Origin of the sequence: Niastella sp. (assembly GCF_045805085.1) — a bacterium.
Classification (GTDB): Bacteria; Bacteroidota; Bacteroidia; order Chitinophagales; family Chitinophagaceae; genus Niastella.
Map to the genome: position 1 here is coordinate 1 of NZ_JBJMLX010000245.1, position 11,951 is coordinate 11,951.

Sequence of the window (11,951 nt, forward strand, 5' to 3'; positions counted from 1 at the left end):
TAAAACCAGCAGCCGCCCCGACGACCGTAATGAGGATGTGATCCGCAAGCGTTTGTTGGAGTATGACCAAAAAACTGCCATTGTCGCTCACCACTATGCTAAATTCGACAAAGTGGCCAAAGTAAAAGGCGAAGGAAGCATTGATGAGATCTTCCAGTCACTGCGTGAGCAAATAGAAGCCCGTCAGCCGGCTTAGGTAATTTAAAGAACAATCTACTACCGGCAACCAGGCTGGTAGTGTACTGATATTTTAAAAGCGTCCCGACGTGTCGGGGCGCTTTTGTATTTAATATCGCCGGCTGGTAAGATCGGCGCCTGCTTCTTTACTTCTTCGGCCCTTTTGGAGATTAATAGCTGGTGGGGGACTGGGAGATTACCTCATCTCTCCGGGAATAACGGCAACGGTTGCCTTATGACCACCGCGCAATACCTGCATGGTTATTCTTTGTCCGATGGTTTTTTCGTTGAGCTGTTTATGCAGATCATCCACGGAACCAATTGAATGATCGTTAAACCCAACAATTATATCGCCGGAGTGCAGTTCACTGTTATACGCCGGAACATCAGCTTCTACCTCTGAAATATACACGCCGGTACGCAGCTCCAACCGGTTGGCGGCAATCATGCGCTCGGTTAAATTTACCAGTTGCCCCGCCAGACCCAGGTAGCCCCGTTTTACCCTTCCCTGCATAATGAGTTTACCACTTACATATTCCGCTATGTTCGAAGACACTGCGAAACAGATACCATGGGCCGTTGGGATCATGGCCGTGTTCACGCCAATAACCTGTCCTAATGAGTTCACCAGCGGACCGCCAGAATTACCGGGATTTAAAGAAGCATCTGTTTGAATGACATCATCGATCAACCGGCCATCCGATGCACGCAGAGTTCTGCCCAGGGCGCTTACCACGCCGGCCGTAACAGTATGCTGCAAACCCAAAGGATTACCAATAGCAATGGCAATTTGTCCTGCCTGCAGCTGGTCGCTGTTGGCAAATGACAATGCCTTCAGGCTGTTCTCATATATTTTAAGAACGGCAATATCGGTGCTACGGTCGCTTCCTTTTAGTTCGGCAATTACCTTTCGCCCATCGGCCAGCGATACTTTTATAGTACCTGCACCTTCTATAACGTGGTGATTGGTAACAATAAATCCATCAGAAGAAATAATAAAGCCAGAACCGCTGCCTTGCGTTACGCGCTCCTTTCGTGTACGCTGGTCTACTACTTTCTTAGAGACCTCAATGTGTACAACGGATTCTGCTATTCCACCTACAACACCGGTGATGGTTCTGGAATACGCATCCAACAGCTCATTATCGGTATGTTGTATGAATTGAAGAGGAGTGTCTATCGTTTGCATGGGAATACATCCGGCAAATTATTTACCAGAAGCGTTTTGCGACAGGATGACATGGTGAATGGTCAGTGGTGAATGGTGAATGGCTCGCGAGTTTTGAGATTAATAACCAACCTTGCGCCGCCCGAAATTCTCTGTTACTGCCGTTTCAACAAAGAATCGGCCTGTTGCAAAACTGAGAGGATGTGTTCTTTTACCGCTGTTACTTTTACCCTTTCCCCTTCCAGGTATTTAATACGCAGTTCTTTATTGTCGGCCATTGAATCAAGCTTGAATTTTTGCATCCAGCTATCCATTTCCTCATCCGCATTTTTCAGGTCGGTTTGCAAATTGGTCAGTGCCTGTTTGTAAGCAGCATCTACTTTTTCGGCGGGCAGTTTACCAAGACTATCGAGGCGGTGGGTGGTTTCATCTATGTTTTTTCGCAGCTTACCTACTTTGGCCATGCCGGCATCGTGGCCCTTCATTACTTCATGGAACAGGGTGTCTTCCCTGGTTTTTAAAACAGGGGCGTATCCATTTTGATGAGCAGCATGTTCATCATGTGAAGCATCGTTGCAGGCGCCAGCTAACAGGCCAAAACTTACCAACGCTATAATAAACCGCGACATAAATATGTTAGTTTTAGATATTTAAAAAATCCGGTCAAAGTTAATTGCTTTTATACGCTGGTGGCTTTTAAATCCGTTTAATAATCGGGTTTCCCTATTTTCGCACCATTAATCCCGTAGAGTAATGGCTAATTGTTTCCGGCTTACCTTTTTAGCAATCATCGTGTTTGTACAAACCGGTACTGCTCAAATAAAATCGGGGCCCATATTAAGACTGGGCGCTAGTGTTTCGTTTGGATTATCAAATCTTGCAGATAACCAGGTTGGCATTGGCGGTATTATTGGCGGCGAAAAAATGATCTCCAAATACTTCGCTGCCGAAGCTGAAGCCGCTTATAATTACTTCACGGGCGACAAAGCCATTTATACAGATGCAAAAAATAAGTCCTACGCCATTCCCTTACTGGCGGGTATAAAATATTACCCCATTTCTAATGTGTATGCCTCACTTCGAACCGGGGGCATCTATTTTCTGCTAAACAATATGCCGAAGGCCAGGGCTACCATAGGCTATGGCGCCGGCGGCGGCATCAACCTTCCTCAAAAAACCAACCGCCTCAATGTGCAGCTGGCCTATACCGGCTTTAAGTATGATGGTATTAGCCGGGGATATGCTACATTAGCAGTCGCGATTATTATTAAATAATCGTGGAACGGCAAGTGTGAAACGTGAAATGGTTCGCTATTGTTTTTACTGCTCAACAATAGCGGAAGTCTTGATTATTCGGGACCCATTGCCGATTCGCACGATCAACGATTCTCCCGGCTGCGTCGGGACCATTGAAAAAACAAAAACTACATTTTGAATGAAAAAACTGGGTAATTATGTTACCGGCCGGTGGATCAACGGCGACGGAGAAGGCCAGGCATTGTACAATGCGGTAAACGGTGAACCGATTGGCTATGCTTCTACCCGCGGTCTCGATTTCAACGCCATTCTTGCGTATGCAAGAAAAACCGGCAACCCTGCGCTGCGTACACTCACTTTTCACGAACGCGGTCTTATGTTAAAAGCACTGGCTTTACACCTCCGCAACCATCTCGACAAATTCTATGCTATCAGTTATAAAACCGGCGCTACAAAAGCCGACAGCTGGGTTGATATTGAAGGCGGTATCGGCAACCTGTTCTCTTACGCTTCCCTGCGCCGCAAATTTCCTAACGAACCCTACTGTGTAGATGGCGACGCCATTCCCCTTGGCAAAGGCGGTACTTTTATGGGACAGCACATACTGGTTCCTAAAGAAGGCGTTGCTGTACATATCAATGCATTTAATTTCCCGGTATGGGGTATGCTCGAAAAAATTGCGGTGAACCTGCTGGCCGGCGTACCGGCTGTTGTTAAACCAGCTACCATTACTTCTTATCTTACCGAAGCAGTGGTGCAGGAAATTATTGCTTCCGGCATTTTGCCCGAAGGGTCATTACAACTGTTATGCGGTTCTGCCGGTGACCTGCTCGATCATGTTACTGCTCAGGATGTAATCACGTTTACGGGTTCTGCTTCTACCGGTTTGCAATTGAAATCACACCCACGCATACTGGCAGAAAACGTTCCCTTTACCATGGAAGCCGATTCTCTCAACTGCATTGTACTGGGCAACGATGTAACTCCCAACATGCCTGAATGGGATATTTTTATAAAAGAAGTTCGCCGCGAAATGACCACCAAGGCCGGTCAAAAATGTACAGCCATCCGCCGCATCTTTGTTCCGCAAAATAAAATGGAAGATGTATGGCTGGCATTGGGGAAAGCGCTTAGCCAGACAACCATTGGTAATCCTGAAAATGATAAAGTGCGGATGGGCTCCCTGGCCGGACAAAGCCAGCGTGAAGAAGTGCTGTCACAGGTGCAAAAACTACTGGCTTCTTCTCAAATAGTTTATGGTTCGCTCGATAGTGTACAGGTGGTAGATGCCGATGCTAAAAAAGGCGCCTTCATGAGCCCCCTGTTATTAAAGAACGAAAAACCGTTTGACAGCGAAGCGGTGCATAGTGTGGAAGCTTTTGGTCCTGTTAGCACCATTATGCCCTATAACAGCACCGATGAAGCTATTGCACTGGCCAAAAAAGGAAAGGGCTCCCTGGTTTGCTCTATTGTTACTGCTGATAATAAAATTGCCCGCGACTACGTGTTGGGCGCTGCTACTTATCACGGCAGAATACTGGTGCTGAATAATGAATGCGCCAAAGAAAGCACCGGCCATGGCTCGCCGTTACCTTTGCTGGTACATGGCGGTCCCGGACGTGCCGGCGGTGGTGAAGAAATGGGCGGGGCCAGAGGGGTGAAACATTATATGCAGCGCGTAGCCCTGCAGGGTTCGCCCACTGCTATTACCGCTATTACCAATGTATACCAAACGGGTGCGCAAACACGTGAAGATGAAAAACATCCGTTTAGAAAATACTTTGAAGAACTGCAGATAGGCGATACCCTCATTACTCATAAACGCACCGTTACCGAAGCCGATATTGTGAATTTTGCCAATGTAAGCTGGGACCATTTTTATGCCCACACCGATCATACTTCTTTACAAGGCACCATCTTTGAAAAACCGGTTGCCCATGGCTATTTTATCTTAAGCGCCGCTGCCGGGTTGTTTGTTGATGCTAAAAAAGGCCCGGTATTGCTGAACTACGGACTGGAAGAATGCCGGTTTGTAAAACCGGTGTATGCCGGGGCCACCATTGGCGTACAGCTTACCTGCAAAGAAAAAATTGAACAGGAGAAAAAAGATGAGAACGATATTGCCAAAGGCATTGTAAAATGGCTGGTGCAGGTTTCTGATGAAACCGGCGAACCCGTTGCTATTGCAACCATTCTCACCATGGTTGCCAAAAAATCACAATAACATTTTATTAAGGACCCGCAGGCAACTGCGGGTTCCTGTTTACTGTACTATTTAATAACTTTATATAGCTGATCGCTGGGGGATCGGACCGTCAGCTTTTATCTCTTCTTCTAAATAAAATATTTTATGTCTGCAGGATATGTAAAATCGCATACTGATCTTAATGGCGTTAATACCATTGAATTCTATCATCCGCAAAGTAATTCCCTGCCAGCCAGGCTGCTTGAAGAACTGGCGCAAACCATACACGGGGCCGGTAATGATGAAGACACCAAAGTAATTGTGCTGCGGTCAGTTGGCGAAAAAGCATTTTGCGCCGGTGCTTCTTTTGATGAATTAGTGGCTATTAAAACCCAGGAAGAAGGCACACAATTCTTTAGCGGCTTTGCAAACGTACTCAATGCCATGCGCACCTGCCCGCAATTTATTATAGTTCGTATACAGGGCAAATGTGTGGGTGGTGGTGTTGGTATTGCTGCCGCTGCTGATTACGCCATTGCACTGGAAGGCGCCGATATTAAATTAAGCGAACTGGCTGTTGGTATTGGTCCCTTTGTAGTAGGACCTGCGGTAGAAAGAAAAATAGGCATCGCTGCTTTTGAAAACCTGGCCATCGATGCTACCATGTGGCGCAATGCAGAATGGGCCAAAAAGAAAGGGTTGTTTTCAGAATTGTATACTTCAGTTGAGGATATGGATGAATCTATTCAACGATTATCTTATAACCTCGCGCACAGCAATCCGCAGGCGATGGCGGAAATGAAAAAAATGTTCTGGCGGGGCACAGAGAACTGGGACACCTTACTGCATCAACGCGCTGTTATCAGCGGCAAACTGGTATTGAGCCAGCATACACGTTCAGCCATTGAAAAATTCAAAGCAAAAGTAAAATAGCAATTACCTGGTTAAGCCACCCATGTTACAATTCAACAACGATAACTTTCAGCTCTTTTGTAATGATCTGGCTGAACGAGACCTTATCTTTAAAAACATTTTGCAGCAGCACAGCTATCCACCCATGTGGACGCGCCCGGCCAGTTTTGCTACCCTCATCCATATTGTATTGGAGCAACAGGTATCATTGGCATCGGCCCGGGCTGCATTCAACAAGCTGAAAGAAAAGATCGGGCAGGTTACCCCGGCCAGATTGCTGCAGTTAACTGATGAAGAATTACGAGCCTGCTATTTCAGCCGGCAAAAAACCGTATACGCCCGGCACCTGGCCGAGGCATTCATTTCAAAGAAAATTCAACTGAATAAATTAACTACCTCGCACGACGATGTTGTGCGGGGTACTTTAAAACAGGTAAAGGGCATTGGCGACTGGACGGCCGATGTATACCTGTTATTTGCGCTGCAACGCACCGATATATTTCCCATTGGTGACCTGGCCATGGTGAATGCCCTGAAAGAAGTAAAACAATTACCGGCGAAAACTTCAAAGGAAGACATTTTATCGCTGGCAGAACCCTGGCGGCCCTATCGCTCAATTGCCGCTTATTTGTTGTGGCATCACTACATAAAAACAAGGAACATTAAATTATAGCATGCTGCAACAGGAACACTAAAGCTCCCGCTATATAGCCTGCCAACGCCAACCAGGCAATCTTTTTCAGATACCAGAAGAATTCGATCTTCTCTATTCCCATAGCTGCTACCCCCGCCGCAGAACCTATTATCAACAAGCTGCCACCGGTACCGGCACAATAAGCCAGGAAATGCCAGAAGAAATGATCGGTGGAGTATTGGTGAAGATCATACATTCCCATTGAAGCCGCCACCAGCGGAACATTATCTACTATAGATGATAATACCCCGATCATAATCACAATAATGGAGGGATTGCCGATCTGTTCATTCAACTGTGTGGCCAAGTTCAACAATGCGCCAATAGATTGTAAGGCGGCTACGCTTATTAATATCCCCAGGAAGAAAAGAATGCTCGGGGTATCTATTTTACGCAAGGCATGTAAAACCGACAGAAAATGTTTGTCCTGCATATCCTTTTTGTGATGCAGGATCTCCGTGATCACCCACATAATACCCAGGCCCATCAACATGCCCATAAATGGTGGCAGGTGCGTAACCGTTTTAAAAACCGGCACCCCCAACAGGATCAGAAGGCCTGATGTAAATACAATATTTCTGTCACGTACCGGGGTTTCGGGTTTAATAGTCTTTGCTTCTTCGGTTCCACCCACTTCAACAGCGCCCCGCATGCGAAAACTGAGCAATAGCATAGGCACTACGGCACAAACAATGCTTGGCAGCAATACACTCCCAATGATATGACCAGTGGTTACCTGTCCGCCGATCCATAACATGGTGGTGGTAACGTCCCCAATGGGCGACCAGGCGCCGCCGGCATTGGCTGCAATCACTACAACCCCACAAAACAATAACCGGGCTTGTTTATTACGGATCAGTTTACGAACCAATGACACCATTACAATGGCCGTAGTCAGGTTATCCAATATAGCAGAAAGAAAAAACGACAACCCGCCTATTAACCACAACAGGTTTACTTTTTTGGTGGTTGTAATGCGGTTGGTGATTACTTCGAACCCATCGTACGAATCGATCAGCTCTACAATGGTCATGGCGCCAAGCAGAAAGAACAGGATGCCGGCAATATCACCCAGGTGGGTGGTCAGCTGTTCGTTTACGAGGTGTTTATCGGTGGCATTAAGCATATACACCAGCCAGCACAACACCCCGGTTATAAGAGCAGAGGCCGCCTTATTCAATCTGATAACATGTTCCATGGCAATAGCCACATACCCCAATAAAAAAATAATCAATATAACTATACCCATTAGTACCTGTTTGTAAAAAAAATGCCTTCTTTACAGAAGGCACTATATAATTTAAAGATACAAAACCGGATCAAATATTCAAACCACCGCAGGTGCTGATTACCTGTCCGGTAATATACGAGCTCATATCAGATGCCAGGAACAAGGTCGTGTCGGCTATTTCTCCGGCACTGCCAAAGCGGCCTAAAGGTATTTTCTCCAGGAATGCTTTTGCGCCATCGCCATCTTTCAGGTAATGGGTCATATCGGTTTCAACAAAACCGGGTGCAATGGCGTTGCAACGTACATTGCGGCTGCCCAGCTCCAACGCTACCGATTTGGTAAAGCCAATGATACCGGCTTTACTGGCGGCATAGCTGGCTTGTCCGGCATTACCACGTACCCCTACAATCGAACTCATGTTAATGATGGAGCCTTTCTTTGCTTTCATCATGGGGCGAATAACCTGTTTGGTCATATTGAAAACGCTCTTTAGGTTTATATCCATTACCTCGTCCCATTGATCGGGTGTAAGGCGCAGTAACAAATTATCTTTTGAAATACCGGCATTGTTCACGCATACATCAACTGTACCGAATTCTTTTACCACATCGTTTACAAAGGTTTCGCATTCAGCGAAATTACCGGCATTGCTTTTATACGCTTTGGATTTTACGCCCAGTGCTTTTATTTTTTGCTCCAGCTGAGCGGCCTTTTCGGCACTGCTGTCGCTAACGTAGGTAAATGCTACGTGGGCGCCATGTTCAGCCAGTTTATACGCAATAGCTTCTCCAATGCCACGGGCTGCACCGGTTACAATAGCAATTTTTCCTTCTAATAATTTCATAGTATCGTATTTGGGTGAGCAAAAGTACAGGAAATGCCAATGCAATTGAAAATTTGGGGAATTTGAGGAGGCGCGTTTCGATACTTCGACTACGCTCAGTATACTCAACGCTTAACGCCCTGGCCCTTCGACTACGCTCAGGACCTTACAGGGCGAGTATTTCTTCAATATATTTTCTGTCGTTGCTTAGCCGGGGAACCTTATGCTGCCCGCCCAGTTTGCCCTTGCTTTTTAACCAGGTGGTAAATACCCCTTTTGAAAGGGACCTTACCAATGGTTCGCGCAGGGCTATATTTTTATGGCGTTTGGCCTCGTAATCACTGTTCACGCTTTTCAGGGCGCTGTCTAATTCAGTGGCAAAATGACTAAGATTGTGGGGTTCTTTTTCAAATTCTATCAACCATTCATGACCACCATTGCCGCTATCGCTAAAATAAACCGGGGCGGCAGTATAGTCGTTTACAATGGCGCCTGTTCTTTCACTGGCCACTGCTATAGCCTTATCAGAATTATCAACAATCACTTCTTCGCCAAAGGCATTGATGAAATGTTTAACCCGGCCGCTTACTTTTATTCTAAAGGGATATAATGAAGTGAATTGAACGGTATCGCCTAACAAGTATCGCCACAAACCGCCGTTGGTGCTTACTATCATGGCATAATTCTTACCCAGCTCCACATCCTGTAAACCTATGGTCTCGGGATGCTTTTTGCCATATTCTTCAAGCGGCATAAACTCCATAAAAACACCATGATCGGTAAACAACAACATGCCATCTTCGCCGGGGATATCCTGCGCTGCAAAAAAACCTTCGCTGGCATTATACATTTCCAGGTAATGGATTGGCTTGCCGATCAGTTTCTGGAATTGTTCTTTATAAGGCGTAAATGAAACACCGCCGTGCATGTATAATTCAAGGGAGGGCCATACTTCGGCCATGGTGCTTTTACCGGTTAATTCCAATATGCGGCGGAACAAAACCAGTGTCCAGGTTGGCACCCCTGAAATAGAAGTAACATTTTCTTTGATGGTACTGTAGGCGAGCTTTTCGATCTTGCTTTCCCACTCATCCATTAAGGCAATGCTGAGATCGGGCACCCGTAACCAATGGCCCCAGAAAGGTGAGTTCTGCAACAATACAGCGCTCAGGTCGCCATATTGGGCATCGTTATTCAGCGGATTAATGGTATGGCTACCGCCAATAACCAATCCTTTGCCGGTTAACAGATCTGATTCTGGATTGAACCGGTAATACATCGTCAACACATCCTTGGCTGCCTTGTAGTGGCAGTCTTCAAGGCTTTCATCGGTTACCGGAATGAATTTACTTTTATCGCTGGTGGTACCGCTGCTTTTGGCAAACCAGTACACAGGTGTATTCCAAAGCAGGTTCTGCTCGCCGCGCATAATACGTTGAACGTATGGCTGCAGGTCTTCATACTCATGAATAGGCACCGTTTGTTTGAAAGTCTTTACATTGAACAGGGCGGAAAAATTATACTTTCTGCCAAACTCTGTGTATTGGGCAGAAGTGACAAGGTCCTGCAGCACCTCACGTTGGGCGTCTACAGGATTATTTTTCCAACCCTCAATACGCCACAGGCGCATGCGGGCTAATGATGATATGGCAGGCGATAATAATCTCACTATCGAAGTTTCACTGTTGGCAAAATAAAGAATTTGGGGGAATAAAAGTATGAGAGTTCCCGGTCGGCATAAATATACCTTATACTGACCATTATATGACCAAAATAACTAATAACTAATTGACACACTATCCTTTAAACTGCAATAAACGGACCAGCGTGTAAATGGCACCTTATCTGTTGGAGGAAACGTCAATGGCTTTGATCGCTTCTTCGTGTAAGTAATCTTTACGTCTCAGTTCGAAGTTGCGACCCAGGTACAGGCGGCGTACCTGTTCATTTTCAGCCAGTTCTTCGGCCGTACCGTGTTGGAAGATCTTTCCATCGATCAATAAATAGGCGCGATCGCAGATGGAAAGCGTTTCGTTTACGTTGTGGTCGGTAATCAAAATACCGATGTTCTTATATTTTAACCGGGCTACCACTGCCTGAATATCTTCCACGGCAATAGGGTCAACGCCGGCAAAAGGTTCATCCAGCAAGATAAATTTGGGGTCAACGGCCAGCGCCCTGGCAATTTCCGTTCTTCTACGTTCGCCACCACTTAGGGAATCGCCATTATTCTTACGTACGTGATGCAGACGAAATTCATCGAGCAGGTTTTCCAGCTTCTGTCGTTGCTGGGCTTTGGTAAGCTTTGTCATTTCAAGCACTGCCTTGATGTTATCTTCCACACTTAGCTTACGAAACACGGAGGCTTCCTGGGGCAGGTAGCCAATACCCATTTGGGCCCGTTTATACATAGGTAGTTGGGTGATCTCTTCCTGGTCGAGGAATACCTTGCCTTCATCGGGCTTTATTAAACCTACCACCATGTAGAATGAAGTGGTTTTACCGGCGCCGTTTGGCCCCAGCAACCCTACTATTTCACCTTGTTTAACGTTCACCGAAACATGATTTACCACGGTACGGTTACGGTAAATTTTTACTAACTCCTGTGTATGAATCTCGCTGATCAATTGTACTTTAGGTTTCCGACAAAAATACCAGAACTAATTCAAATTGAATAGCTCCTGCACGGTAATTTAACAGGTATTTGCCATACGGATTTACTGCGTTATGTTTGCAGACCGGTTTTATGGCAGAAAACAGGCATTTTTACTAATTTGCTTGTTTTCAATCATTCACAAATTGGCTTATTTCACTTTAATAATATAGATTCAAGCAAGGTGACACCTGCCCTGTTACAGCAGGACCTGAATATTGGTGAGCCTTTGAAAAACTGTTTTTATTTACATGAAAGTTATCGATCACATTCGTCAGGCGAAGGACTCGCTTATTTCCTTTGAAATATTACCCCCGCTAAAAGGTAAAACCATCAATTCAATATATGAGCACCTTGACCCATTGATGGAGTTCAAGCCTGCTTTTATAAACGTTACCTACCACCGCAGCGAGCATGTTTTTAAAAAGAAAGCCGATGGTACTTTTGAAAAAGTAGAGGTTCGTAAACGCCCGGGCACCGTAGGTATTTGTGCGGCCCTCATGAACCATTACCGGGTTGATGCGGTCCCTCACCTTATTTGCGGCGGTTTTAACAAACGGGAAACTGAAGACGCGCTGATCGATCTGAATTTTATTGGCGTTGACAACGTATTGGTATTGCGTGGCGATGCGGCAAAAAATGAAACTGTTTTTGAACCGGAAAAAGGCGGCAACAGCTATGCTATTGACCTGCTGAAACAGGTTCAAAATCTGAATACCGGTATTTACCTGGAAGAAGACATCCGCGATGGCTTTAAAACCGACTTCTGCTGCGGCGTGGCCGGTTATCCTGAGAAACACTTTGAAGCACCCAACCTGCAAACCGACCTGGCCTTCCTGAAGGCTAAAGTA

At 45.8% G+C, this 11,951-nt stretch carries 11 protein-coding genes and 1 pseudogene; 6 read left to right on the forward strand and 6 right to left on the reverse strand.

The window, feature by feature from the left end; translation table 11 throughout:
• Window positions 1–196, forward strand: a pseudogene (locus ACJ751_RS12660) (adenylate kinase); the annotation flags it as partial.
• Between the two features lie 177 nt (window positions 197–373).
• Here ACJ751_RS12660 and ACJ751_RS12665 read toward each other — a convergent pair.
• Window positions 374–1,366 (reverse strand): S1C family serine protease, encoded by a 993-nt coding sequence (locus ACJ751_RS12665; protein WP_407745862.1) that lies wholly within the window; start codon window positions 1,364–1,366, stop codon window positions 374–376.
• 134 nt (window positions 1,367–1,500) lie between these two features.
• Window positions 1,501–1,974, reverse strand: coding sequence for a viral A-type inclusion protein (locus ACJ751_RS12670; protein WP_407745863.1), 474 nt, complete (start codon window positions 1,972–1,974; stop codon window positions 1,501–1,503).
• Window positions 1,975–2,098: 124 nt separating this feature from the next.
• Between ACJ751_RS12670 and ACJ751_RS12675 the strand changes: the two genes are divergently transcribed.
• From ACJ751_RS12675 to ACJ751_RS12690, 4 genes are all read left to right on the forward strand, one after another.
• Window positions 2,099–2,620 carry a hypothetical protein gene (locus ACJ751_RS12675; protein WP_407745864.1) on the forward strand — a complete coding sequence of 174 codons (522 nt, stop codon included), beginning with the start codon at window positions 2,099–2,101 and terminating at the stop codon, window positions 2,618–2,620.
• A gap of 160 nt (window positions 2,621–2,780) precedes the next feature.
• Window positions 2,781–4,826 (forward strand): phenylacetic acid degradation bifunctional protein PaaZ, encoded by a 2,046-nt coding sequence (paaZ, locus tag ACJ751_RS12680; RefSeq protein ID WP_407745865.1) that lies wholly within the window; start codon window positions 2,781–2,783, stop codon window positions 4,824–4,826.
• 126 nt (window positions 4,827–4,952) lie between these two features.
• The gene (locus ACJ751_RS12685; protein WP_407745866.1) at window positions 4,953–5,720 is read left to right on the forward strand and encodes an enoyl-CoA hydratase/isomerase family protein; all 768 of its coding nucleotides are present in this window, start codon (window positions 4,953–4,955) and stop codon (window positions 5,718–5,720) included.
• A gap of 22 nt (window positions 5,721–5,742) precedes the next feature.
• The gene (locus tag ACJ751_RS12690) at window positions 5,743–6,372 is read left to right on the forward strand and encodes a DNA-3-methyladenine glycosylase family protein (RefSeq protein ID WP_407745867.1); all 630 of its coding nucleotides are present in this window, start codon (window positions 5,743–5,745) and stop codon (window positions 6,370–6,372) included.
• Here ACJ751_RS12690 and nhaD read toward each other — a convergent pair.
• The 4 genes from nhaD to lptB form a co-directional block, all read right to left on the reverse strand.
• On the reverse strand, window positions 6,362–7,642 hold the full coding sequence (gene nhaD, locus ACJ751_RS12695; protein WP_407745868.1) for a sodium:proton antiporter NhaD: 1,281 nt from the start codon (window positions 7,640–7,642) through the stop codon (window positions 6,362–6,364). The two genes, ACJ751_RS12690 and nhaD, sit on opposite strands and share 11 nt — an antisense overlap.
• 70 nt (window positions 7,643–7,712) lie before the next feature.
• A complete protein-coding gene (gene fabG / locus ACJ751_RS12700; protein WP_407745869.1) occupies window positions 7,713–8,468 on the reverse strand; it encodes a 3-oxoacyl-[acyl-carrier-protein] reductase in 756 nt (251 codons plus the stop codon).
• Between the two features lie 145 nt (window positions 8,469–8,613).
• Window positions 8,614–10,116 carry a GH3 auxin-responsive promoter family protein gene (locus ACJ751_RS12705; protein WP_407745870.1) on the reverse strand — a complete coding sequence of 501 codons (1,503 nt, stop codon included), beginning with the start codon at window positions 10,114–10,116 and terminating at the stop codon, window positions 8,614–8,616.
• 172 nt (window positions 10,117–10,288) lie between these two features.
• The gene (lptB, locus tag ACJ751_RS12710; protein ID WP_407745871.1) at window positions 10,289–11,074 is read right to left on the reverse strand and encodes an LPS export ABC transporter ATP-binding protein; all 786 of its coding nucleotides are present in this window, start codon (window positions 11,072–11,074) and stop codon (window positions 10,289–10,291) included.
• Between the two features lie 277 nt (window positions 11,075–11,351).
• Here lptB and ACJ751_RS12715 point away from each other — a divergent pair.
• A partial coding sequence (locus ACJ751_RS12715) for a methylenetetrahydrofolate reductase (protein ID WP_407745872.1) occupies window positions 11,352–11,951 on the forward strand: 600 nt, incomplete at its 3' end.

Excerpts from the sequence above, each read along its gene's own strand:
- ACJ751_RS12665 (WP_407745862.1), bottom strand. The coding sequence starts at position 1,366 with ATGCAAACGATAGACACTCCTCTTCAATTCATACAACATACCGATAAT.
- ACJ751_RS12670 (WP_407745863.1), bottom strand. The coding sequence starts at position 1,974 with ATGTCGCGGTTTATTATAGCGTTGGTAAGTTTTGGCCTGTTAGCTGGC.
- ACJ751_RS12675 (WP_407745864.1), top strand. The coding sequence starts at position 2,099 with ATGGCTAATTGTTTCCGGCTTACCTTTTTAGCAATCATCGTGTTTGTA.
- paaZ (WP_407745865.1), top strand. The coding sequence starts at position 2,781 with ATGAAAAAACTGGGTAATTATGTTACCGGCCGGTGGATCAACGGCGAC.
- ACJ751_RS12685 (WP_407745866.1), top strand. The coding sequence starts at position 4,953 with ATGTCTGCAGGATATGTAAAATCGCATACTGATCTTAATGGCGTTAAT.
- ACJ751_RS12690 (WP_407745867.1), top strand. The coding sequence starts at position 5,743 with ATGTTACAATTCAACAACGATAACTTTCAGCTCTTTTGTAATGATCTG.
- nhaD (WP_407745868.1), bottom strand. The coding sequence starts at position 7,642 with ATGGGTATAGTTATATTGATTATTTTTTTATTGGGGTATGTGGCTATT.
- fabG (WP_407745869.1), bottom strand. The coding sequence starts at position 8,468 with ATGAAATTATTAGAAGGAAAAATTGCTATTGTAACCGGTGCAGCCCGT.